Here is a 23,914-nt window from a genome sequence, read left to right on the forward strand (position 1 = left end):
AAGGGACGGTGCAATCAGATCCAAGGGAGGCGATTCACGTCATGAGTAAAACCGTGGCCATCGTGGTGTTCGCCGGCGTTCAGTCGCTGGATGTCACCGGCCCCATGGATGTGTTTTCCGAGGCCAATCGCTTCCTTGCCCCGCAGGATCACTATCGGCTGGAGGTGATCGGCGTCGAGCGCGGGATGATGGCGTGCTCCAACGGTTTGGCCCTCAATGCCCATCGGCATTTCAGCGAAGCGCTGGAGCCGTATGACCTGTTGCTGGTGGCGGGCGGGCCGCAGTTGCCGTTCATGGATTTCGGCATGGCATTCGATGGCTGGTTGCGCGATGCCTGCGCGCGGGCCAAGCGCTTCGGCTCGATCTGCAACGGCGCGTTCATGCTCGCCCGGGCCGGATTGCTGGAGGGGCGCACGGTCACTACGCATTGGCAGGACGCATCGGATCTGGCTGCGCTGTGTCCCTCTTCCCGGGTGGAAGCGGATCGACTGTATGTTGAGGACGGCGAGCTGTTCACCTCGGCCGGGGTCACAGCGGGGATCGATCTGTCGTTGTATCTATTGGGTCGGGATCACGGGCCGGAAGTTGCACTGAGCGTCGCCAAGCGGCTGGTGGTGTTCACCCAGCGTTCGGGCGGGCAGTCGCAATTCAGCCCATTCCTCACACCCCACGCCGAAGCGGATTCGGCGGTAGCGATGGTGCAGCATTACGTGCTGGCCAACCTGACGGGCGACCTGGCCATCGCCGACCTGGCCAATGCCGCCAACATGAGTGCGCGCAACTTCTCCCGGGTGTTTGCCAGGGAAGCGAAAATCACCCCGGCCGAGTTCGTCGAGCGAGCGAGGGTCGATGCGGCGCGCACGCTACTGGAAAGCACCCGTGCGCCGCTCAAGACCGTGGCCTATCAATGCGGTTTTCGCGATGCCCAGCACATGCGCAGTGTGTTCAATCGCAGGTTGGGGGTGACGCCGCAGCAGTTCCGGCTGAACTTTGCGGCGATGGTTTGAGCTGAATTTGTAGGCGTCTATCAGGGCCCCATCGCGAGCAAGCTCGCTCCCACAGGTTTCTCTGGTGTTCACATAATTTGTGTTCGACACAGATCCTTGTGGGAGCGAGCTTGCTCGCGATGAGGCCGGCCCGGCCAGCAAAAATCTATGGTACAACCCGCGCCGGCAACAGCTTCAACGTACTGCGGGTATTGGCCGTGACCTCTTCTTCATTGAGATGCGCCTGGAAGTACATCCCCTCGACGTAGGCCTCGGCCTGATCATCATAGTGGCTGTCGAACAGGACTCCGCTCTGGCCGACCGGGTTGATGGTCAGGCTGTGGGCCGGGTCGGCGAAGTCGATCAGGCGCCGGGTCGAAGGGCCGTAGGTGACGGGCCAGGGTGCCGGTCCGATTTTCGCCGAGAGGTTGTTCGGCACTTCATGACTGCCGGGTGCGGCGAAGGGGCCGACATTGAAGAACAGGTCCAGCGGTTTTTGCTGCCCGAGCGGATGGCCATGGGTCAATGTGTGCGCGCTGCCCCACTGCCATTGCGAGGAGTCTGCGCCGAGAGTGCTCTTGAGGTGCGCGAGGCTGGATTGCCAGGCGGCCTTCACCGTGTCGGCACGGGTTTCCTTGCCGAGGGTGCTGCGGTTGTCCCACCACGGCGAATCGGCGCTGGCGGCCAGGCGGGGGAGCGCGGCGTCGATCACCCGGGTCGAGAGCAGCGTTTCGAAGAAGTCGTTACCCAGTTCATCGCGCATCGTCGCGTCAGTCAGGTTGAACAGGAACTGGTTGAACAGCGTGGCGCTGGTCGAGTCGAGCGGGTAATCGCCTTTCCACTGGGCCAGTTGCTCCACCAGTTTGAGTTCGGCGGGATCGCTCACCACTTCGCGCAACACCGGCAACAGCGGTGCCAACAGGCGCGGGCCGTAGGCGGTAGTGGTGCCCAGTTGCAGTTTCTGGCTGTTTTCCAGGTCCCATTTGATCGCTTTGTCGCTGAGCTGGCGATTGAGTTGCTGGCCGCGATCGGCAAGGTTGTAGTAGCCGGGAATCTCCATGCCGGTTGGCGACACCGGCTGGAAGTTGGCCGAGACGATGTAGCCCCGGGCCGGGTTTTCTTCCTGAGGGTTGGCGCTGAACGGGTAGAAGCCATCCTTGTCCGCCTCGGCGGTGCTGCCGTCGAGGATGAACCACGGGCGTACACCCGTCGGGCGTTTAGGCAATTGCGCCGCCGCCCACCAGCCGATATCTCCCTTGGCATTGGCCCAGACAACGTTCAGGCCCGGGGCCTGGATTTTTGCCGCGGCACCACGGGCCTTGGCCAGGGTGTCGGCGCGATTGAGCTGGTAGAAACCCTCCAGGATCGGGTTCTGGCTTTCGAGAAATGCCCACCACATGGCAATCGGCGTTTTACCGACGCCGCTGCCCAAGGCATCGTTGACGATCGGGCCGTGGGGCGACTGACGCAACACCAGGGTGACTGGCGCCTGACCCTTGACTGCGATCTGCTGCTCGCTGGTCGTCATGTCCACCCACTTGCCGCGATACCAGACCTGATTGGGGTTGTCCGGGTTGACCTTCTCGGCGATCAGGTCGAGGTCGTCATTCTGGAACATGGTGATGCTCCAGCCGAAGTCGTGGTTCATGCCCAGCGACGCAAACGGCATCAAGGCCTGATAGTGGCCGTAGAGTTCGAAGCCGGGCGCCGAGAGCTGCGCTTCGTACCACACCGACGGCGCGGAAAAACGGATATGCGGATCACCCGCCAGCAGCGGCTTGCCGCTTTGGGTCCGGCTGCCCGCGACGACCCAGGCGTTGCTGCCCTCGAACTGTGGCAGGCCGTTGTCAGCCAGGGCTTGTTCGCTCAAGCGGGCGAGGGCGTTGAGGTCTTTCCAGTCTGCGCTGGCCAAGGTGGTGCCGGTCCCGTTGAGCACGCCCTTGGGCTGCCAGTCGAGATCGAAGATGTTCAGGTATTGGGGCCCCAGTTGATCGCGCACGAATGTCAGCAAGGGTTCGGTACGAAATGCCGCAGCAAAACTGTAGGCCATGTAGCCGGCGATGCTGATGGTGTCCTGGGCCGTGAACGGGCGTTTTGGAATGCCCAGCACATCGAACTCCACGGGTTTGGCGTGGCTGTCCTGATACTGGTTGATGCCGTCCAGATAGGCTTGCATGGCGATGAAGGAGGGCGACTGCTTGTCGAGGTTCGCCAGGTAAGTTTCTGCGCGTTCGCGAATGCGCAGGCTGCGCATCAGTTTGTCGGTGTCGAGCAGCTTCGGCCCGAGCACTTCAGCCAGCTCGCCACGGGCCAGGCGGCGCAGGACTTCCATCTGGAACAGGCGGTCCTGGGCATGCACGTAGCCGAGGGCGCGGTACAGGTCGGTTTCGTTGTCGGCGCGGATGTGCGGGATGCCACGCTCGTCGTAGCGCACGGTGACGGAGCCTTGCAGGTGTTGCAGTTCCACCATGCCCTGGCGTGACGGCTGCTTGCTGTAGAGGTACCAGCCGGCTCCGGAGGCCAGCACGACGATCAACAGAGCGAGAGCGGTCAGGCTACGTTTCATAAGAGTCCTTGTTGTTATTGTGATTCCTGATGCCACTGTGTAACACGGGGTGCCGATTTGGCGCATCGCCCGTAGGAGGGATTCGTATTACCGCGTCTTTCCCTATTTAGTTGGATCGACAGACCACGGGCAGTAACAACCCACGGCCAGTGTGTGCGTGGCACTCACTGCGCGGCCTTCATCCAGCGCTTGCAGGATCGGCTCGATAAAGCTGTTGCTGGAGTTACAGGTCAGGCCTTCGCTGTAGGGGCCGAAGTACGCCAGTTTGCCGCTGCGATCCCAGATCGCCACGGCCGGGCTGGCGGGTATCTGTTCTGAGCCGGGCAGGATGTCGATGGTTTTGAGGCTGCTCAAGGTGCTCGGCAATTGGCCGTGGCTACCGGGTTTTTGCACGGCATAGAATTCCACGCCATGGGGTAGGTAGCGCTCGACCAGCTCGGTCAGGTGTTGTTGATTGCCGACATTGCACGGGCAGGCCGGGTCCCAGAAATGCACAAGGCGGATGGCGCCAGGGCCGGCGAGGGATTCGGGAAGGCGTAGCGGATCACCGGAAAACATCGCGGTGTGCTCGCTGAACGCCCGCAGGTAACGCCCCTGAAACCAGTCGTAGGCCGCCCACAATACGCCAGCACACACCACGGCGAGCAGGCTGGCAAACAGGGGGGCGCGAAGGGGCGAGCGCATCGGTTCAATCCTCGAAGGGTGGCTAGCTTGCCATGCTTGCCGCGACAGATGAATATCGCAGGCCTATAAAGTCCGTTTCACGCTCTGGAATCGTCCATGCCGGCTACTTTCGACCCTGATCTTCTACGTGCAAGCCTGCTGCCATTGGCTGCCGGGCAGCCGTTGTCGGCGCAGGCGCAGGCTTACCAGCGATTCTACGGGCTGGATTTTGCCCCGCGTCAGGTGCGCAGCGGCCTTGGGCGATTCGAGGTCGACGGTTATGAGCTGGTCAGCCAGTTCTGGTGGCCCGAGCGAGCCAAGGCGACGCTGTTTGTCATCCACGGTTTCTACGACCACACCGGGCTCTATCGGCATGTGATCGAGTGGGCGCTGGACCAGGGCTTTGCGGTGATTGCCTGCGACTTGCCGGGACATGGCCTGTCCAGTGGCGAACGGGCGAGCATCAAGGATTTCGCCGAGTATCAGGACGCATTGCAAGGGTTGTTCCGCGAGGCGCAATCCCTCGACTTGCCGCAGCCGTGGCACTTGTGCGGGCAGAGCACCGGCGGGGCGATCGTGATCGATCATGTGTTGAATGCGGGGGCGAGCAGCCCGGCCCAGGGCCAGGTGATTTTGCTGTCGCCGCTGGTGCGGCCGCGGGCGTGGGGTTGGTCGCAACTGAGTTACTACCTGCTCAAGCCTTTCGTCAAAGCCATCGCCCGGCGTTTCAGCGAGAACTCCAACGACCCGGCCTTTCTGCCGTTTCTGCAGGCCGATCCGTTGCAGCCGTTGCGCCTGCCGACAGCCTGGGTGGGTGCGTTGGCGCGCTGGATCAAACGCATCGAGGCCGCACCCATGAGCACCCGCCGGCCGCTGATCGTGCAGGGGCAGGCCGACATGACGGTGGATTGGGAGCACAACCTGGAAGTGTTGCGTGGCAAGTTTGATCGGCCGCAGGTGCTGATGCTGCCCGAGGCACGACATCATCTGGCGAATGAGACGCTGGTGATGCGGCAGGAGTATTTCGGGTTTTTGACCAGACGGATAAAAGGCCGTAATTCCTAGCGCCTGTTCTGGCCCCTTCGCGAGCAAGCCCGCTCCCACAGAGGGGCGGTGTGCACAGATCCAATGTGGGAGCGAGCTTGCTCGCGATAGCGATCGGTCAGGTGCCGAAGATCACTGGGTCAGGTTCGAATTGCTCTGCCCCACCGCCAAACCCGCCCGAATCGCCGCCAGCGCCGCTTGATAATAAGCCTGGCCTTCCGCCGATTCGGCAAAGGTCGCGAACTCTTCCAGTTCGTTGTCCGACAGGTCGCGATAGACATACAGCAGTGTGTTGTTGAGGTCGCTACCGATCTGCTCCATCAGGCGCTGGCGTTGGCCGTTGAGCATGCCCTGGGCCTGACCGGCACCGAGCAATCCCGGGATCATTGAGCTCAGGCTGTCGGCGGCAACCCCGGCAATCGCCAGGCTGACTTCGGCGCCGGCCTCGCGAGCGGGCAGGGCTTGTGCCAAATGGCCGATGATCAACATGCGGCTGTCGCTGGCCTGCATCTTCGGCAGGCCCTTGGCGTTTTTTGCCAGTTGGTCGCGACGGGTCGCCAGCAACTCGGCGGCGACGATTTTCTTGCCCAGGGGCGACTGGAAAAACGTCAGCGCGGGTTTGGGGTCGGCGAGGTTCTTGCGCAATTGCGCTTCGGCGCGCTGGTCCACGGCCTTGGCGGAAAATCGCTGATTGCTGTTGCTGACCAGTGCCTGAAACACCGCCGGAGGCAGGCTGCCCTGGTAGCGTTGCTGAGCAGCCGAGAGGGCATCGCTGAAATGCGCGCGTTGTTCCGGCCAGCCGGCGACCTTGTACAACTGATCGTGGCCGTCTGCCCAGGCGGGCAAAACGCAGAACATCAGCAGGGATAAAAGCAAACGGCGCATAGGGACTCCAGTCAGCAGGCGACTATTCTCCGTGTGGCACCCCTGCTTGTCGAGAATTCGTATCAACCCGCTGCGCGGCTCTGTCGGATTTCCGGGCACAGGAATACTATGCGCGCCATGCAAATATCCTCTGATCACCCGCTGCTGCTACGAATCGTCGACGACCTGGCCGAGCACGGCTGGTCGCAGCAGAATATTTTCCTGCCTCAGGACTTGACCCGAGAGCTGGCGGCCGAGTGTCGCAAACGTGCTGCAGAGGGTCAGCTGGCTCCGGCCGCCGTGGGCCGTGGGCCGTCATCGGAGATCCGCGAAGGGATTCGTGGCGACCATATCCAGTGGATCGACCCCGGCCAGGCCGAGGCGTGCGACAGCTATCTGAGTTTGATGGACAGCCTGCGCGAGGCGATCAATCGCGGTCTGTTTCTCGGCCTGGAGGATTTCGAAAGCCATTTTGCGATGTACCCGCCCGGCGCCTTCTACCTGAAGCACGTCGACCGCTTTCGCGATGACGACCGGCGCATGGTTTCGGCGGTGGTTTACCTCAATGACGGCTGGCTTCCCGAACACGGTGGCCAGTTGCGCATGTACCTCGACAATGATCGCGTCCACGACGTGCAGCCTACCGGCGGCTGCCTGGTGGTGTTTCTCTCCGGCGAGGTTCCCCACGAAGTCCTGCCCGCGACTCGGGATCGCCTGTCGTTGACCGGCTGGTTCCGTCGGCGCGGCAACGAGCCGTTCTGATCATGCAGAAAATTCTCGTCAGCCGATGCCTGTTGGGCCACCGCGTCCGTTACGACGGCGGGGCCAGCGGGCCGTTCGATCAGCTTCAGCAGTGGCTTGATGAGGGGCGGGTCGTGCCGTTGTGCCCGGAGGTGGCAGGTGGATTGCCAACACCTCGGGCGGCGGCGGAAATTCCAGGCGGGCAGGGCACGCAAGTCCTCGATGGTCAGGCGTTGGTGATTACCACCGAGGGCGAGGACGTTAGTGTGCAGTTTCTGTCGGGGGCGTATCAGGCACTGGAACTGGTAAAAAAGCATGGCATCCGCATCGCCGTCCTCAAGGCCAACAGCCCGTCCTGCGGCAATTTGCTGACCTATGACGGGACGTTCAGCGGCGTGAAAGTCAGTGGCGAGGGCGTGACGGCGGCGCTACTCAACCGTCACGGGGTGCAGGTGTTCAGTGAGCTGGAGTTGCCGCAGGCGGCACAGGCGTTGGCAATGCTCGATTAACGAGCGACACAAGGCACTGTGGGAGCGAGCTTGCTCGCGATGAGGCCTGTCCAGCCAACATTGATGTTGAATGTCAGGCCGCCATCGCGAGCAAGCTCGCTCCCACAGGGTTCATCTTTTACTTCAACTTCCCGATGGCTCAAGGTTTCGGCACCACATCCGCATCCGCCCCCAACCACTTCTGCTCCAGCGCTTGCAGGCGCCCATCATCCTTGATCCGCTGCAATGCGTTTTCCAGGCTGGCATGGAACGCCGGATTACCCTTCTGAAACGGAATCGCCAGGTTCACGGCCGGGTTGGTTTTGGGCTTCTCTTCCGCCAGCGACTGGACCAGCAAAATGGAGCGAGGCTCTTCTTTCTGCGCGATCAATTGCGCATTGGTTTGAATGTAAGGTTCGCTGAAGTCGAAACGATCCTTGAGATCCGGGGTCACTGCTATGTGGTTGATAGCGATGTCGTATTTGCCGCTTTCGACGCCGGTCAGCAGATCGCTGCCGTCGGTGACGACGAAGTCGGCCCGGACATCGAGTTCACTTGCGAGCAGTTGGCCCAACTCGATTTCGAAGCCGGTGAGCTTGTCGTCATCCTTGAAATTGAACGGGGGAGTGTTGGCTTCAACGGCAATGCGCAATTCGCCCCGGTCGTTGACGTCATCAATCAATTCGGCATGAGCCAAAGGGCTCAGAAGGGGTAGCAGGCAGATCAGGCCAGGCAGAAAGCGCATGGTCACTCCTTTGAATTTATTATCGCGATCCTCTGATTCAGGCTCGCTTTGCTATGGTTGTCGAGTGCCTTCGACAACGAATGGCCATGAAGTTGTCATGGTCACGCGAATTTTACGGAAAAACTGGAGAAGAGAATGAAAACCTTTATGTCACGTGCTGCTTTGGCTGGCCTGTTGATGGGTGTTTCGGTGCTGGCCAGTGCAACGCCGGCTCCGAAGGGCGCCGAAGTGTCCATCGTGTCTCCCAAGGATGGTGCGACGGTTCCACAGACGGTCGTCGTCAAGTTCGCTGTCGAGAACGTTGCCCTGGCACCGGCGGGCAATACCACCAAGAACACCGGTCATCACCACTTGCTGATTGACGTCGATGAACTGCCAGCCGCCGGTGCGCCGATTCCCAAAGATGCCAACCACCAGCATTTCGGCAACGCGCAGACCCAGGCTGAAGTAACGCTCACGCCGGGCAAACACACCTTGCAGCTTGAACTGGGCGATAGCAACCACATGCCGTTCGATCCGCCGATCGTTTCCGAGAAGATCACCGTCAACGTCAAGTAACGTTGTAGCGTGAATGAAAAAGGGAGCCCGAAGGCTCCCTTTTTTGTCGCTCAAGTCGCGATCAGAACAACACACGGCTACGGATGGTGCCCTTGACGTGTTGCAGCTTCTCTTGCGCCAGGTCCGAGTACTCGGCGTCGACGTCGATCACTACGTAGCCAACCTTCTCGTTGGTCTGCAGGAACTGACCGGAGATGTTGATGCCGTTTTCGGCGAAGACTTTGTTGATCTCGCTGAGCACGCCCGGAATGTTTTCGTGGATGTGCAGCAGGCGGTGCTTGCCAGGGTGAGCCGGCAGGGCCACTTCCGGGAAGTTTACGGACGATACCGAAGTACCGTTGTCGCTGTACTTGACCAGTTTTTCCGCCACTTCCAGACCGATGTTGGCCTGGGCTTCAGCGGTGGAACCACCGATGTGCGGGGTCAGGATCACGTTGTCCAGGCCACGCAGCGGGCTTTCGAACTCTTCGTCATTGGAGCGTGGCTCCACCGGGAATACGTCGATGGCCGCGCCGATCAGGTGCTTGTCCTTGATGGCAGCCGCCAGGTGGTCCAGTTCGACCACGGTGCCGCGGGCGGCGTTGATCAGGATGCCGCCTTTCTTGATGGCGCGGATTTCCTTCTCGCCCATCATCCACTGGGTGGCGGCGGTTTCCGGTACGTGCAGCGAAACGATGTCGGACATCGCCAGCAGCTCGTGCAGGTTGCCTACCTGAGTGGCGTTACCCAGTGGCAGCTTGGTGATGGTGTCGTAGAAGTACACCTGCATGCCCAGGCCTTCCGCCAGGACCGACAGTTGAGTACCGATCGAGCCGTAACCGACGATGCCCAGCTTCTTGCCGCGGATCTCGAAGGAATTGGCCGCGCTCTTGATCCAGCCGCCACGGTGGCAGGAAGCGTTCTTCTCAGGGATGCCGCGCAGCAGCAGGATCGCTTCGGCCAGCACCAGTTCCGCTACGGAACGGGTGTTGGAGTACGGTGCGTTGAACACCGCGATGCCGCGTTCGCGGGCCGCGTCCAGGTCGACCTGGTTGGTGCCGATGCAGAAACACCCTACAGCCACGAGCTTCTTCGCGTGATCGAAGATCTCTTCGGTCAGTTGAGTGCGGGAGCGAATGCCGATGAAGTGAGCATCAGCGATCTTTTCCTTGAGCTGGGCTTCCGGCAGAGAACCAGTGAGGTACTCGATGCTGGTGTAGCCCGCCGCCTTGAGGACGTCGACAGCCGATTGGTGGACGCCTTCGAGAAGAAGGAACTTGATCTTGCTCTTATCGAGAGAAGTCTTGCTCATCTGCGTAAACCTGTATCCCGGAGAAAAATGGCAGGAAAGGGAGCAGCCCGGAGCTGACCCGCACGGCAGGAAAGCCGTCACCGCAGAACAGCCCTTGGGCACTATCCTGCGGGGTCGTTATGCTAGCATATGCACCCCGCTAAACACTCATTCCTGCGACGTGAAGCGTTCTCAGGATGACCATGAATTGTTCGAGAGTTCTGTCGATGACCAATCCTGCCCTGATTGAAGAGCTGAAGACCCTGGTTGAGCCTGGCAAGGTGCTGACCGATGCCGACTCCCTGAATGCTTACGGAAAGGATTGGACCAAGCATTTCGCCCCGGCCCCGACCGCCATCGTGTTCCCCAAGACCACCGAGCAGGTCCAGGCCATAGTCCTGTGGGCCAACAAACACAAGGTGGCGCTGGTGCCGTCGGGTGGTCGTACCGGTCTTTCCGCGGCAGCGGTGGCGGCCAATGGTGAAGTGGTCGTGTCGTTCGACTACATGAACCAGATCCTCGACGTGAACCTCACTGACCGCACGGCCGTTTGCCAGCCGGGCGTGGTCACCGAGCACCTGCAGAACGTGGCCGAAGAAAACGGCCTGTACTACCCGGTGGACTTCGCTTCGGCGGGTTCGAGCCAGATTGGCGGCAATATCGGCACCAATGCCGGCGGGATCAAGGTGATTCGCTACGGCATGACCCGTAACTGGGTTGCCGGCATGAAAGTGGTCACTGGCAAGGGCGACGTGCTGGAGCTGAACCGCGACCTGATCAAGAACGCCACCGGCTACGACATGCGTCAGCTGTTCATCGGCGCCGAAGGCACCCTCGGGTTCGTGGTCGAAGCGACCATGCGCCTGGACCGTGCGCCGAAAAACCTCACCGCCATGGTCCTCGGCACCGCCGATTTCGACTCGATCATGCCGGTGCTGCACGCCTTCCAGAGCAAGCTTGACCTGACCGCCTTCGAATTCTTCTCCGACAAAGCCCTGGCCAAAGTCATGGCCCGTGGCGATGTGCCGGCGCCGTTCGAATCCGATTGCCCGTTCTACGCGCTGCTGGAATTCGAAGCGACCACCGAAGAAGTGGCCAACCACGCCCTGGAAACCTTCGAACACTGCGTCGAGCAGGGCTGGGTGCTGGACGGCGTGATGAGCCAGAGCGAAACCCAGTTGCAGAACCTGTGGAAGCTGCGCGAATACATCTCCGAAACCATTTCCCACTGGACGCCGTACAAGAACGACATTTCGGTCACCGTATCGAAAGTTCCGGCATTCCTGAAGGAAATCGACGCGATCGTCGGTGAACACTACCCGGATTTCGAAATCGTCTGGTTCGGCCACATCGGCGACGGCAACCTGCACTTGAACATCCTCAAGCCGGATAACCTGAGCAAGGATGAGTTCTTCGCCAAGTGCGCCACCGTCAACAAGTGGGTGTTCGAAACCGTCGAGAAGTACAACGGTTCGATCTCCGCCGAGCACGGCGTGGGCATGACCAAGCGTGACTACCTGACCTACAGCCGCTCGCCGGTCGAGATCGAGTACATGAAAGCGGTCAAGGCGGTGTTCGACCCGAACGGCATCATGAACCCGGGCAAGATTTTCGCTGTTTGATTTTCGAACTTTAAGAGCCAACGAAGCAGGAGTCGGTAATGAGCTATCAGCACCAGTATGTCGACGGTACGCGCATTCACTTCCCGTTGGGGAAAGTGGTGTGCATCGGCCGTAACTACGCCGAACACGCCAAGGAACTGGACAATCCGGTGCCGACCGAGCCACTGCTGTTCATCAAGCCGGGCAGTTGCGTGGTGCCGCTGGAAGGTGGTTTCAGCATTCCGACCGAGCGCGGTTCGGTGCACTACGAAGCGGAAATCGCGGTGTTGATCGGCAAGCCGTTGTCGACCAAACCGAGCCGCGAAGAAGTGCTCGACGCCATCTCCGGTTTCGCTCCAGCCCTGGACCTGACCCTGCGCGACAAGCAGGCCGAGCTGAAATCCAAGGGCCTGCCCTGGGAAATCGCCAAGTCCTTCGACGGTGCGGCAGTACTTGCTCCGTTCGTGTCCGGCAGCACGTTTGCCGATCTGACCGACATCGGCATCCGCCTGACCATCAACGGTGAAGTGCGCCAGGACGGCAACAGCAGCGCGATGCTCAACCCGATCGTGCCGATGATCCAGCACATGGCCGGCTGCTTCTCGTTGCAGGCCGGGGACGTGATCCTCACCGGCACGCCAGTGGGCGTTGGCCCGCTGAATGTCGGTGACGAGATCGTTCTGGAATTGCCGGGCGCCAGCAGTTTCACCAGCAGCGTTCGCTAGTCCAGGCACCGCCAAACCCTGTGGGAGCGGGCTTGCTCGCGAAGAGGGCGTGACAGTCGACTAAGTGTTGCCTGGCACACCGCTTTCGCGAGCAAGCCCGCTCCCACATTGGTTTTGTGGTGGCCTATAAATGGCTCATCCTGTCATTTCCCGTTTTTTTCACATCCAGTCTGGATAATTTCAGGGCTTTCGGCCTCTGAGCCGGCCCCAAACTGTGCTATTACCCCTAGCCTGAATTTCTGGAACGCATTCCCCGATGGCCACTTCTCCGCTTTCCACGCTTGAACCTGTCCGCCGTTCGCGCTTCGCCCTGCGTTGGCACACCTGGCTGCTGCTGGTGGTGGCTGTTGTCGCCTACGGCGTTGCATTCGCCATGCACTGGGATTCGCGGGGCGTGCTCTGGGTGAAGGAACAATTCAAGAGCCCGGCCGAGCGCCAGGCGAGCATCTGGCTGCCGGACTATCGTGCGGTGATCGATGCCAAGCCGTTGCCGGGCATGGAGAAGGATGAAGCATCGGACATGGTCTACGACCCTCAGACCAAGACTCTGTTTTCGGTCATGGGCAAGAACCCGTTCCTGGTCGAATTGAACCTGCAGGGCGATGTGCTGCGCAAAATGCCGTTGGTGGGCTGGAGCAACCCTGAGGGCGTCACCGTGCTGGGCGACGGCCGGCTGGCCATTGTCGATGAGCGCGAGCATCTGATCGCTATCGTCAAGGTCGATGCCGATACCCGCGAACTGAATATGGCCGACTTCCCGAAATACGACCTCGGGCCTTCCAGCGACCAGAACAAGGCGTTCGAGGGTGTCACCTGGGATCCGCGCAATCAGCAACTGCTGCTGGGCGAAGAGCGCCCGCCGGCATTGTTTGCCTGGAAAGGTGACGGCAAGGTCCTGACCGGCGACAAGTTGAAGCTGGCCAGCCATGCACTGGACATGCGCAACCTGTCTGCCTTGGCCGTCGACCCGCGGACTGGCCACATGCTGGTGTTGTCCGCCGACTCGCACCTGTTGCTGGAGCTGGACAAGAAGGGTGAGCAGGTCAGTTTCATCACCCTGCTGCGTGGCTTCAACGGCCTGAAAAATACCATTCCCCGTGCCGAAGGTGTGACCATGGATGAAGCGGGCACGCTGTACATGGTGAGTGAGCCGAACCTGTTTTATCGCTTCGAAAAACAGAAGTAACCAACGCCTGCGCTGATTGCCTGTACGTAAAAGGCCGGCGGCCATTAAGCTTCAGTTCAGACGGGCGTGATATTTCATCCGCCTGTTTTGACCCCGAGCCCACCCGAATGCGTCGATTTGCCCGCCCCAAATCCCTGATCCTGATCCTGTCGGTGATCTTGCTGATCGCATTGATCGCGATCGCCCAGTACATGCGCCTGTTCGAGCGTACCTGGTTCAATCTGCATACGTTGTGGCAGCCGGTGAGTTCCCGGTCGATGGGCCTGGACCAATACCAGGTCGTGACCGAGGCGCAGGTGATCGATGGCCTGGCCGACAACGTTTCAGCGCTGACCTACGACCCGGTACGCAAAAGCCTGTTCACCGTCACCAACAAACGAAGCGAGCTGATCGAGTTGTCCCTCGACGGCAGGATCTTGCGTCGTGTGGCGCTGGTCGGTTTCGGCGATCCGGAGGCGGTGGAGTTCATCAGCGAAGACATCTACGTGGTCACTGACGAAAGTCAGCAGCGGCTGATCAAGATTCGTCTGGAGCAGGACACCACTTTCGTTGATGCGGCAGATGCCGAGCAGATGACCATTGGCGTTCACATGGGCGGCAACAAGGGCTTCGAGGGCCTGGCTTACGATTCAGTGGGCAAGCGCCTGTTCGTCGCCAAGGAGCGCAACCCGATGCTGATCTACGAGGTGCACGGTTTTCCGCGCTTCAATCCTGAAGAATCCTACTCGGTGCACGTGATCAACGACCCCAAGCGTGATGCCGGGATGTTCGTGCGGGATCTGTCGAGCCTGCAATACGATGAGCGCAGCGGGCATTTGCTGGCGCTGTCGGATGAGTCGCGATTGATTCTGGAGCTGGATGTGGATGGGCGGCCGCTGAGCACGATGTCATTGAGCAAGGGACGCCATGGCCTGCAAAAAACCGTGCCGCAAGCGGAGGGGATTGCCGTGGACGACGACGGTACGCTGTACATCGTCAGCGAGCCGAACCTGTTCTACGTGTTCAAGAAACCCACGCAACTCTGACCGACACCACAAAACACTGTGGGAGCGAGCTTGCTCGCGATAGCGGTCTGTCATTCAACATCTCAGTCGACTGACACGGCCTCATCGCGAGCAAGCTCGCTCCCACAGGTTTTTCATCTGCCCACAAAAATGTGGGCGGTCCTGGTTACTCAGCGCGCAGGGTCTTCACGCCTTCGCTGGTCCCCAGCAACAACAGATCCGCCGGACGTGCCGCGAACAAACCGTTGGTGACCACGCCGACGATCGCATTGATCTGCGTCTCCAGCTCCACCGGATTGGTGATCTGCATGTTGAACACGTCGAGGATGATGTTGCCGTTGTCGGTCAGCACGCCTTCGCGGTAAACCGGGTCGCCGCCGAGCTTCACCAGCTCGCGGGCCACGTGGCTGCGGGCCATCGGGATCACTTCCACCGGCAGCGGGAAAGTACCGAGGACCGGCACCAGTTTGCTGGCGTCGGCGATGCAGATGAAGGTCTTGGCCACGGCCGCGACAATCTTCTCGCGGGTCAGGGCAGCGCCGCCGCCCTTGATCAGGTTCAGGTGCTCGTCGCTTTCATCGGCGCCGTCGACGTAGAACTCCAGATCGCTGACGGTGTTCAGTTCGTACACCGGAATCCCGTGGCCCTTGAGACGCGCGGCGGTGGCTTCGGAACTGGCGACGGCGCCGTCGAATGCGCCCTTGTGCTTGGCCAGCGCGTCGATGAAGCAGTTGGCGGTGGAGCCGGTGCCGACCCCGACGATGCTCTTGTCGTCGAGTTTCGGAAGGATGAAGTCGACGGCGGCCTGAGCCACTGCTTGTTTGAGTTGATCCTGGTTCATGCGGGCTCCGGGGTGCCTGGGAGGGGACGAAAGGCCGGCATTATAGGCTTCGGGGCGGGGAAGGTCATTGCCCGATTGGCAGGTCGTGACTGTTCCCTGTAGGAGCGAGCCTGCTCGCGATGGTCGTGAACGATAACGCGTAAAACCGGACAGCCAGCGGCGCCCTCGAGTTTTTCGCGAGCAGGCTCGCTCCTACAGGGTGGTCGCACGCCTGAAAGCCGGGTTAGACTCCGTGGTCCTGCCCAACCCGCTCAGTGATGCTTTCCGATGCTTGAACAGTACGTCAAAAAGATCCTCACCTCGCGCGTTTATGACGTTGCCGTAGAAACTCCGTTGCAGTCTGCCCGCCAGCTCTCCGAGCGGCTGGGCAACAGCATTTGGCTCAAGCGTGAAGACTTGCAGCCGGTGTTCTCGTTCAAGATTCGCGGCGCCTACAACAAGTTGACCCAGTTGAGCGACGAAGAACGCGCTCGCGGCGTGGTCACCGCGTCGGCGGGCAACCATGCCCAGGGCCTGGCCCTGGCGGCGAAGGTGTTGGGCGTGAAAGCGACCATCGTCATGCCCAAGACCACCCCGGAGATCAAGGTCGAAGGCGTGCGCTCCCGTGGCGGCAAAGTGGTGCTGCACGGCGACTCGTTCCCGGAAGCCCTGGCCTACTCGCTGAAACTGGTCGACGAAAAAGGCTACGTCTACATTCACCCGTACGACGATCCCCACACCATTGCCGGGCAGGGCACCGTGGCGATGGAGATTCTGCGCCAGCACCCGCAGCCATTGGATGCGATTTTCGTCCCGGTGGGTGGTGGCGGCCTGATCGCCGGCATCGCGGCGTACGTGAAGTACCTGCGCCCGGACATCAAGATCATCGGCGTCGAACCGGATGACTCCAATTGCCTGCAAGCGGCCATGGCGGCCGGCGAGCGCGTGGTACTGCCGACCGTAGGCCTTTTCGCCGACGGTGTTGCGGTGGCCCAGATCGGTCAGCACACCTTTGACATCTGCAAAGACCATGTCGACGAAGTGATCACCGTCAGCACCGATGAAATCTGCGCCGCCATCAAGGATATCTACGACGATACCCGCTCGATCACCGAACCTGCCGGCGCCTTGGGCGTGGCCGGGATCAAGAAGTATGTCGAGCAACGCGGCGTCAGCGGCCAGACCTTCGTGGCCATCGACTCCGGGGCCAACGTCAACTTCGATCGCCTGCGCCACGTCGCCGAGCGTGCGGAGCTGGGCGAGGGCCGCGAAGCGATCATCGCCGTGACCATTCCCGAGAAACCGGGCAGCTTCAAGGCGTTCTGCGAGGCCATAGGCAAGCGCCAGATCACCGAATTCAACTACCGCTACAACACCGGCAGCGAAGCGCACATCTTTGTCGGCGTGCAGACCCACCCGGAAAACGACCCGCGCAGCGCGCTGATCGCCAGCCTGAGCGAGCAGGGTTTCCCGGTGCTGGACCTGACCGACAACGAACTGGCCAAGCTGCACATCCGTCACATGGTCGGCGGGCGTGCGGCGCATGTGGTCGACGAAGTGATCCTGCGTTTCGAATTCCCGGAGCGTCCGGGTGCGCTGTTCAACTTCCTCAACAAGCTGGGCGGGCGTTGGAACATCTCAATGTTCCACTACCGCAACCATGGCGCGGCGGATGGCCGGGTCGTCGCGGGCCTGCAGGTGCCCCACGACGAGCGCCACCTGGTGCCGGCGGCGCTGGAAGAAATCGGTTACCCGTACTGGGACGAAAGCGACAACCCGGCCTATCAGCTGTTTCTTGGCTGAACGGCTACGCTGACGGGCAAGGCATTAAGGAAATCTGACAATGGAAACGTTAACTGCTCTGAAAGCAGCGCACATGGTGGCGACAGTTGTACTGCTGGCTTGTGCGCTGGGGCTGGGAGTCTGGGTTTTGCTGGCGCGGCGCAAGGGTGACGCGACGGCGGGTAGTCGCACCTTGCAGCGGCCAAGGGTGTTTGTCTGGCTGCTGATGGGCCTGGCGCTGCTGAGCATGCCGTTTACCGGCTGGTGGATGGTGCACCTGGTGGGCTGGCCGCTGGGGCAGACCTGGTTGCTGGCCTCCAGCGTGTTGTACACCGTGGCGGCACTGGCGTGGTTCTGGCTGCTGGTGCGGCTCAACAAACTGCGCAAGACACCGGGTGGCGTGGGGAAATTCACCTTTGCCTTGGCGTTGTTCAGTTTTGTCTGCTTTGTCGCCATTGCGGGGTTGATGGGCGCCAAGCCTGTGTAGGAGCAGCCGGTCGACGCTCGATTGCTCGCGAAAAACTCAAGATCGCCGCGGGGCATCAGGTGCCCCGCGTTATCGTTAACGACCATCGCGAGCAAGCTCGCTCCTACAGTAAGGCGATATCAGCCGCGCAGGCTGATCACCGGCCAGCCACGCTTCTCGGCCTCGGCCCGCAGGTTCGGATCCGGATCGACCGCCACCGGATGGGTCACCTGCTCCAGCAACGGAAAATCATTCATCGAATCGCTATAGAAGTAGCTGTCTTCCAGCGTAAACCCGGTTTCCTCCAGCCAGCGATTCAAGCGCGTAACCTTGCCCTCGCGGAAGCACGGCACGTCGGTGCTGCGCCCGGTGTAACGGCCATCGACCATTTCGCATTCTGTGGCGATCAGGGTTTCGACCCCCAAACGCTCGGCAATGGGCCCGGTGACGAAGCGGTTGGTCGCCGTGATGATCACCAGTTTGTCGCCGGCATCGCGGTGCTTCTTCAGCAGCTCAAGTCCCTTGGGCAGCACGATCGGTTCGATGCAGTCGCGCATGTAATCGCTGTGCCACTGATCCAGCGTGGCCATTTCGGTGCGGCCGAGTACTTCCAGGCAGAAGTTCAGGTAAGCAGCGTTATCCAGTTTGCCGGCCAGGTAGTCCTGGTAGAACGCATCGTTGCGAGCCTTGTAGGCGACGGCGTCGAGAAAGCCGCGCTCGCACAGGTAATCGCCCCAAGCGTGATCGCTGTCACCGCCCAGAAGGGTGTTGTCCAAATCGAATAAAGCCAGGCGCATTGCAGTTACCCGCTGAAAAGTCAGTAAAAAGGCGACAAGAATACGGTCTTTTCACAAGAGTGCACATAAGGTAGGAACCTTCGTTGCCGCCTTCACAACCTTTGTGGAACAATGCGGCGACATGCGTTTGCGAGGTTGTTGCCGTGATCGACCCCGATGGTTTTCGCCCCAATGTCGGGATCATTCTGACGAATGACGCCGGCCAGGTGCTATGGGCTCGCCGAATCAATCAAGATGCCTGGCAGTTTCCGCAGGGGGGAATCAACCCCGAAGAGACGCCGGAAGACGCCTTGTACCGCGAGCTGAACGAAGAAGTAGGCCTTGAGCGCGAAGATGTTGAAATTCTCGCCTGCACCCGGGGCTGGTTGCGCTATCGTTTGCCGCAACGTCTGGTACGTACCCACAGCCAACCGCTGTGCATCGGCCAGAAACAGAAATGGTTTCTCCTGCGCCTGGTCTCCAACGAGCAGCGGGTGCGGATGGATTTGACCGGTAAACCGGAATTCGATGGCTGGCGCTGGGTCAGCTATTGGTATCCGTTGGGCCAGGTGGTGACATTCAAGCGCGAGGTGTATCGACGCGCTCTCAAAGAGCTTGCCCCGCGCCTTTTAGCGCGCGACTGACGACGGAGTTCGACCCCGAGCCATGCTCAATACGCTGCGCAAGATCGTCCAGGAAGTTAACTCCGCCAAGGATCTCAAGGCGGCGTTGGGGATTATTGTGTTGCGCGTCAAAGAGGCCATGGGCAGCCAGGTCTGCTCGGTCTACCTGCTTGATCCGGAGACCAACCGGTTCGTACTGATGGCCACCGAGGGCTTGAACAAGCGCTCGATCGGCAAGGTCAGCATGGCCCCCAACGAAGGTCTGGTGGGTCTGGTCGGCACGCGTGAAGAACCCCTGAACCTCGAAAACGCCGCGGACCACCCGCGCTATCGCTACTTCGCCGAAACCGGTGAAGAGCGTTTCGCTTCGTTCCTCGGGGCGCCGATCATCCACCACCGTCGCGTCGTCGGCGTGTTGGTCATCCAGCAAAAAGAGCGTCGCCAGTTCGATGAAGGGGAAGAAGCCTTCCTCGTGACCATGAGCGCGCAGTTGGCCGGCGTTATCGCCCATGCCGAGGCCACAGGCTCCATCCGTGGCCTGGGTCGTCAGGGCAAGGGCATCCAGGAAGCCAAGTTCGTCGGCGTGCCGGGCTCGCCGGGTGCCGCGGTCGGTACTGCGGTGGTCATGCTGCCGCCTGCTGACCTGGACGTGGTGCCGGACAAGACCATCACCGACATCGACGCCGAACTGGGGCTGTTCAAGACCGCCATCGAGGGCGTGCGCGCCGACATGCGCACCTTGTCCGCCAAGCTTGCCACGCAGTTGCGCCCGGAAGAGCGGGCCTTGTTCGACGTCTACCTGATGATGCTCGACGATGCTGCGCTGGGCAGCGAAGTGACCACCGTGATCAAGACCGGCCAGTGGGCCCAGGGCGCGTTGCGCCAGGTGGTCACCGATCACGTCAACCGTTTCGAATTGATGGACGACGCTTACCTGCGCGAGCGAGCATCGGACGTCAAGGATCTCGGCCGTCGCCTGCTGGCTTATTTGCAGGAAGAGCGCCAGCAAACCCTGGTCTACCCCGACAACACCATTCTGGTCAGCGAAGAACTGACGCCGGCGATGCTCGGCGAGGTGCCGGAAGGCAAGCTGGCCGGCCTGGTGTCGGTACTCGGTTCCGGTAACTCCCACGTCGCGATCCTGGCCCGCGCCATGGGCATCCCGACCGTGATGGGCCTGGTCGACCTGCCGTACTCCAAGGTCGACGGCATCCAGATGATCGTCGACGGCTACCACGGCGAGGTCTACACCAACCCGAGTGAAGTGCTGCGCAAGCAGTTCGCCGAGGTGGTCGAGGAAGAGAAACAACTGGCCCTGGGGCTGGATGCGCTGCGCGATCTGCCGTGCGTGACGGTCGATGGCCACCGCATGCCGCTGTGGGTCAACACCGGCCTGCTGGCGGATGTGGCGCGTGCGCAGAAGCGTGGTGCCGAAGGCGTGGGCCTGTACCGCACCGAAGTGCCGTTCATGATCAACCAGCGTTTCCCGAGCGAAAAGGAACAACTGGCGATCTACCGCGAGCAACTGTCTGCGTTCCACCCGCAACCCGTCACCATGCGTACCTTGGACATCGGCGGCGACAAGTCACTGTCGTACTTCCCGATCAAGGAAGATAACCCGTTCCTCGGCTGGCGCGGCATTCGCGTCACCCTCGACCACCCGGAAATCTTCCTGGTGCAGACCCGTGCCATGCTCAAGGCCAGCGAAGGCCTGAACAACTTGCGGATTCTGCTGCCGATGATCTCCGGCACCCATGAATTGGAAGAAGCGCTGCACCTGATCCACCGCGCCTGGGGCGAAGTACGCGACGAAGGCTGCGACGTGCCGATGCCGCCGATTGGCGTGATGATCGAGATTCCGGCGGCGGTGTACCAGACCAAAGAACTGGCGCGGCAAGTGGATTTCCTGTCGGTCGGTTCCAACGACCTGACCCAGTACCTGCTGGCCGTGGACCGCAACAACCCGCGAGTGGCCGACCTCTACGATTACCTGCACCCGGCGGTGCTTCAGGCGCTGCAGAACGTGGTGCGTGATGCCCACGCCGAAGGCAAGCCAGTGAGCATCTGCGGTGAAATGGCCGGTGATCCGGCGGCGGCGGTGCTGTTGATGGCGATGGGGTTCGACAGCCTGTCGATGAACGCCACCAACTTGCCGAAAGTGAAGTGGATGCTGCGCCAGATCAACCTGAGCAAGGCCAAGGAATTGCTGGCTGAGCTCATGACCATTGATAACCCGCAAGTGATTCACAGCTCGTTGCAGCTGGCGCTGAAGAACCTCGGGTTGGCGCGGATGATCAATCCGGCAGCAATCAAGCCCCTCTAGAGCTGCGGCGCCCCATTCGCGAGCAAGCTCGCTCCCACACTGGATCTGTGAACGCCGCAAATCCCCTGTGGGAGCGAGCTTGCTCGCGATGAGGCCTGTGCTGGCAACACAAAACTAAAGCCTGATCTCCACTTCCCCAAGATGCCCGCCATACGGCCCGAAACTCCTTTCGACCATATGCAGCGCCCCATCCGCCTGCACAATCAACGCCGTACTCGCCCGCGTTCCATAACTCTGGCTGGCAATGAACACGCTCGACAACAACGTTTCGGTGACCAGCCCCACTCCGGTATCCGGCAACTCGGCAAACGGCGCGGTCTGCGCATCGCTCAATAACGCCAGCAGCGCCTGAGGCTGCGGATCATCAAGCACCTCGCTCAATGCAGCCTTGGCCTTGAGCAGCTTCGGCCACGGCGTATCCAGCCCGGCGTTCGACACGCCGTAGACTCCCGGTTGCAGCATTACGGCTTCCGATTCCCGGGCGTTGAAGTGCCAGAGCTCGTTCCTGTTGCCAACCAGTAGATTGAAACCGCCATATTCAGGCGAACGTCTGACAACGTCGGCCAAATAGTCATCAATCGAGCAATCGCCCTCGAGGAATCGCGCGACCAGCTCCCCACGAGACTTGCGTCCCGGTGGTCGAAGGGGATCGCGGATGTTGGTCAGCGCCGCAAATCGTCCGTTGGCACCGACACCGAGCCAGGTGCCACCGGCCTCGAGGTCGCGCCCGGCATGCACATGCGGGGCTTCGGGCCATGGCGCCAGGGGCAGGCTGGGGCGGGCGTAGAATTCATCGCGATTGGCCGCCACGACCAGCGGCTGGGCATGACCCGGTCGCCAGGCAAAAACAATCAGGCACATCAGGCTGTCCTTGTGTGTTTTTTGCTCACTCTACGCAGACATCGCTCATCGATCCATCGCCTTGCGCAGTGGAGCTTGAGGCCATGCATCCGTTACCATGCCGCTCCGGTTTTGGGGATGCGGGCGGGACGACATGGAATTTCTGCTCTATCTGGCGCTCGGCGCCTGTGCAGGTGTACTCGCCGGGCTGTTTGGCGTGGGCGGCGGGATCATCATCGTCCCGGTGCTGGTGTTCAGCTTCAAGGCCCAAGGGTTCGATCCGTCGATCCTCACGCACCTGGCGGTGGGTACCTCCCTGGCGACGATCATCTTTACCTCGGTCAACGCGGTACGCGAGCATCATCGCCGTGGCGCCGTGCGTTGGCCGATCTTCATGTGGATGACCGTCGGCATTCTGGTCGGTGCCGGGTTTGGCGCGCTGACGGCCGAAGCGATTTCCGGCCCCAACCTGCAGAAGCTCATTGGTGTTTTCGCCCTGGTGATCGCCGCGCAGCTGGCGCTGGAGGTCAAACCCAAGGCCAGCCGAACCGTGCCGGGCAAACTCGGTCTGACCGTGGCCGGCAGCGTGATTGGCTGGGCTTCGGCGATTTTCGGCATTGGCGGTGGTTCGTTGACCGTGCCATTCCTGACCTGGCGCAGTGTGCCGATGCAGCAAGCCGTGGCCACTTCATCGGCCTGCGGTCTGCCGATTGCCCTGGCCAGTGCATTAAGTTTCATGATTCTGGGCTGGCACGATCCGTTGCTCCCGGCCCATAGTCTCGGTTTCATTTATTTGCCGGCGTTGCTGGGCGTTGCCCTGACCAGCATGGTGTTCGCCCGCTTGGGCGCGCGATTGGCCCACAGGTTGTCGCCGAGGTTGCTGAAACGGCTGTTTGCCGCTTTGCTGTTCTGCGTTGGCCTGAACTTTCTAGTCTGAAGCATCTGCTCTGACGGGCAGCGCAATCCTGGCTTAATCCTGAGGTGGCAGCGTCGCCCGGGAATTTTTAAGATTTGAACTCTAACGAGGAGTCGCAATGCTGCCTTACCCGCAGATCGACCCGGTGGCCCTGGCCATCGGTCCGCTGAAAATCCACTGGTACGGTCTGATGTACCTGATCGGCATCGGCGGCGCCTGGCTGCTGGCCTCCCGCCGGTTGAACCGCTTCGACCCGACCTGGACCAAGGAAAAACTCTCCGACATGGTGTTCTGGATGTCGATGGGGGTGATTGTCGGCGGGCGCTTGGGTTATGTGCTGTTCTACGATCTGGGCGCCTATCTGGCCAACCCGACGCTGATCTTCGAAGTGTGGAAGGGCGGTATGTCGTTCCACGGCGGTTTCATCGGCGTGATGCTGGCGGCATTGTGGTTCGGCAAGAAGAACAACAAGTCGTTCTTCCAGCTGATGGATTTCGTTGCACCGATGGTGCCGATTGGCCTGGGCGCCGGGCGTATCGGCAACTTCATCAACGCCGAGTTGTGGGGCAAGGCAACCGACGTGCCGTGGGCGATGGTCTTTCCGACCGATCCGGCGCAACTGGCGCGTCATCCGTCGCAGCTGTACCAGTTCGCCCTCGAAGGCGTGGCACTGTTCCTGATCCTGTGGCTGTTCTCGCGCAAGCCGCGGCCGACTATGGCGGTATCGGGGATGTTCGCGCTGTTCTATGGCATCTTCCGTTTCATCGTCGAGTTCGTCCGCGTACCGGACGCCCAGTTGGGCTATCTGGCCTGGAACTGGCTGACCATGGGGCAGGTGTTGTGCGTACCGATGATCGTCGGCGGGCTGTTCCTGATCTGGCTGGCGTATCACCGCGCCCCGGCGACTCCAGCGGCAGCCGTATAAAA

23 protein-coding genes are annotated in these 23,914 nt (G+C 61.0%); 15 read left to right on the plus strand and 8 right to left on the minus strand.

Annotated elements, in window-relative coordinates:
* Positions 1-41 precede the first annotated feature (41 nt).
* Positions 42-1,007 (plus strand): GlxA family transcriptional regulator, encoded by a 966-nt coding sequence (locus AC1RS8_RS04590; protein WP_057712856.1) that lies wholly within the window; start codon positions 42-44, stop codon positions 1,005-1,007.
* A gap of 145 nt (positions 1,008-1,152) precedes the next feature.
* On the opposite strand, the gene AC1RS8_RS04595 is transcribed toward AC1RS8_RS04590, so the two are convergent.
* Complete coding sequence (locus AC1RS8_RS04595; protein ID WP_489339418.1) at positions 1,153-3,552, minus strand: penicillin acylase family protein; 2,400 nt, start codon at positions 3,550-3,552, stop codon at positions 1,153-1,155.
* A gap of 102 nt (positions 3,553-3,654) precedes the next feature.
* Positions 3,655-4,236 (minus strand): DUF6436 domain-containing protein, encoded by a 582-nt coding sequence (locus AC1RS8_RS04600; protein WP_489339417.1) that lies wholly within the window; start codon positions 4,234-4,236, stop codon positions 3,655-3,657.
* 96 nt (positions 4,237-4,332) lie between these two features.
* Here AC1RS8_RS04600 and bipL point away from each other — a divergent pair, with 96 nt between their 5' ends.
* Positions 4,333-5,280: a phospholipase BipL gene (bipL, locus tag AC1RS8_RS04605; RefSeq protein ID WP_429521753.1), complete on the plus strand. Its 948-nt coding sequence runs from the start codon at positions 4,333-4,335 to the stop codon at positions 5,278-5,280.
* A 111-nt stretch (positions 5,281-5,391) separates the two neighbouring features.
* On the opposite strand, the gene AC1RS8_RS04610 is transcribed toward bipL, so the two are convergent.
* Positions 5,392-6,144, minus strand: a complete 753-nt coding sequence (locus AC1RS8_RS04610) for a DUF2059 domain-containing protein (protein ID WP_057712860.1) — start codon at positions 6,142-6,144, stop codon at positions 5,392-5,394.
* Positions 6,145-6,252: 108 nt separating this feature from the next.
* Here AC1RS8_RS04610 and AC1RS8_RS04615 point away from each other — a divergent pair, with 108 nt between their 5' ends.
* Positions 6,253-6,885 (plus strand): 2OG-Fe(II) oxygenase, encoded by a 633-nt coding sequence (locus AC1RS8_RS04615; protein ID WP_154860935.1) that lies wholly within the window; start codon positions 6,253-6,255, stop codon positions 6,883-6,885.
* A 2-nt stretch (positions 6,886-6,887) separates the two neighbouring features.
* Complete coding sequence (locus tag AC1RS8_RS04620) at positions 6,888-7,373, plus strand: 2-thiouracil desulfurase family protein (protein ID WP_489339416.1); 486 nt, start codon at positions 6,888-6,890, stop codon at positions 7,371-7,373.
* A gap of 139 nt (positions 7,374-7,512) precedes the next feature.
* Here the strand turns inward: AC1RS8_RS04620 and AC1RS8_RS04625 are convergent, their stop codons facing one another.
* Complete coding sequence (locus AC1RS8_RS04625) at positions 7,513-8,097, minus strand: transporter substrate-binding domain-containing protein (protein ID WP_489339415.1); 585 nt, start codon at positions 8,095-8,097, stop codon at positions 7,513-7,515.
* A 135-nt stretch (positions 8,098-8,232) separates the two neighbouring features.
* Here AC1RS8_RS04625 and AC1RS8_RS04630 point away from each other — a divergent pair, with 135 nt between their 5' ends.
* On the plus strand, positions 8,233-8,655 hold the full coding sequence (locus AC1RS8_RS04630) for a DUF4399 domain-containing protein (RefSeq protein WP_057712864.1): 423 nt from the start codon (positions 8,233-8,235) through the stop codon (positions 8,653-8,655).
* A gap of 61 nt (positions 8,656-8,716) precedes the next feature.
* Here the strand turns inward: AC1RS8_RS04630 and serA are convergent, their stop codons facing one another.
* A complete protein-coding gene (gene serA / locus AC1RS8_RS04635) occupies positions 8,717-9,946 on the minus strand; it encodes a phosphoglycerate dehydrogenase (protein ID WP_007976393.1) in 1,230 nt (409 codons plus the stop codon).
* Positions 9,947-10,152: 206 nt separating this feature from the next.
* Between serA and AC1RS8_RS04640 the strand changes: the two genes are divergently transcribed.
* From AC1RS8_RS04640 to AC1RS8_RS04655, 4 genes are all read left to right on the plus strand, one after another.
* Positions 10,153-11,547, plus strand: coding sequence for an FAD-binding oxidoreductase (locus AC1RS8_RS04640; protein WP_032829505.1), 1,395 nt, complete (start codon positions 10,153-10,155; stop codon positions 11,545-11,547).
* Between the two features lie 38 nt (positions 11,548-11,585).
* Positions 11,586-12,251, plus strand: coding sequence for a fumarylacetoacetate hydrolase family protein (locus AC1RS8_RS04645; RefSeq protein WP_056726437.1), 666 nt, complete (start codon positions 11,586-11,588; stop codon positions 12,249-12,251).
* Between the two features lie 256 nt (positions 12,252-12,507).
* Positions 12,508-13,437, plus strand: coding sequence for an SdiA-regulated domain-containing protein (locus tag AC1RS8_RS04650; RefSeq protein ID WP_489339414.1), 930 nt, complete (start codon positions 12,508-12,510; stop codon positions 13,435-13,437).
* A gap of 107 nt (positions 13,438-13,544) precedes the next feature.
* Positions 13,545-14,462: an SdiA-regulated domain-containing protein gene (locus AC1RS8_RS04655; RefSeq protein ID WP_057712866.1), complete on the plus strand. Its 918-nt coding sequence runs from the start codon at positions 13,545-13,547 to the stop codon at positions 14,460-14,462.
* Positions 14,463-14,607: 145 nt separating this feature from the next.
* Here the strand turns inward: AC1RS8_RS04655 and rpiA are convergent, their stop codons facing one another.
* On the minus strand, positions 14,608-15,282 hold the full coding sequence (gene rpiA / locus AC1RS8_RS04660; protein ID WP_046039153.1) for a ribose-5-phosphate isomerase RpiA: 675 nt from the start codon (positions 15,280-15,282) through the stop codon (positions 14,608-14,610).
* Between the two features lie 267 nt (positions 15,283-15,549).
* Here rpiA and ilvA point away from each other — a divergent pair, with 267 nt between their 5' ends.
* Complete coding sequence (gene ilvA, locus AC1RS8_RS04665; protein ID WP_057712867.1) at positions 15,550-17,064, plus strand: threonine ammonia-lyase, biosynthetic; 1,515 nt, start codon at positions 15,550-15,552, stop codon at positions 17,062-17,064.
* Between the two features lie 40 nt (positions 17,065-17,104).
* Entirely contained in the window at positions 17,105-17,530 is a 426-nt protein-coding gene (locus AC1RS8_RS04670; RefSeq protein WP_057712868.1) for a DUF2269 domain-containing protein, read from the plus strand.
* Positions 17,531-17,649: 119 nt separating this feature from the next.
* Here AC1RS8_RS04670 and AC1RS8_RS04675 read toward each other — a convergent pair whose 3' ends face one another.
* Positions 17,650-18,306, minus strand: a complete 657-nt coding sequence (locus tag AC1RS8_RS04675) for a histidinol-phosphatase (RefSeq protein ID WP_150813768.1) — start codon at positions 18,304-18,306, stop codon at positions 17,650-17,652.
* Between the two features lie 143 nt (positions 18,307-18,449).
* On the opposite strand from AC1RS8_RS04675, the gene AC1RS8_RS04680 reads away from it, so the two are divergent.
* Positions 18,450-18,929, plus strand: coding sequence for an RNA pyrophosphohydrolase (locus AC1RS8_RS04680; protein ID WP_053163553.1), 480 nt, complete (start codon positions 18,450-18,452; stop codon positions 18,927-18,929).
* A gap of 22 nt (positions 18,930-18,951) precedes the next feature.
* Positions 18,952-21,231, plus strand: a complete 2,280-nt coding sequence (gene ptsP, locus AC1RS8_RS04685) for a phosphoenolpyruvate--protein phosphotransferase (protein ID WP_090451999.1) — start codon at positions 18,952-18,954, stop codon at positions 21,229-21,231.
* Positions 21,232-21,345: 114 nt separating this feature from the next.
* Here the strand turns inward: ptsP and AC1RS8_RS04690 are convergent, their stop codons facing one another.
* Complete coding sequence (locus AC1RS8_RS04690) at positions 21,346-22,092, minus strand: NRDE family protein (RefSeq protein WP_489339413.1); 747 nt, start codon at positions 22,090-22,092, stop codon at positions 21,346-21,348.
* A gap of 133 nt (positions 22,093-22,225) precedes the next feature.
* Between AC1RS8_RS04690 and AC1RS8_RS04695 the strand changes: the two genes are divergently transcribed.
* Both AC1RS8_RS04695 and lgt read left to right on the plus strand, forming a co-directional pair.
* Positions 22,226-23,008: a sulfite exporter TauE/SafE family protein gene (locus AC1RS8_RS04695; protein WP_057712872.1), complete on the plus strand. Its 783-nt coding sequence runs from the start codon at positions 22,226-22,228 to the stop codon at positions 23,006-23,008.
* A gap of 97 nt (positions 23,009-23,105) precedes the next feature.
* Positions 23,106-23,912 (plus strand): prolipoprotein diacylglyceryl transferase, encoded by an 807-nt coding sequence (lgt, locus tag AC1RS8_RS04700; RefSeq protein WP_057712873.1) that lies wholly within the window; start codon positions 23,106-23,108, stop codon positions 23,910-23,912.
* Positions 23,913-23,914 lie beyond the last annotated feature (2 nt).

The organism is Pseudomonas sp. GW821-FHT12A04, assembly GCF_058807755.1.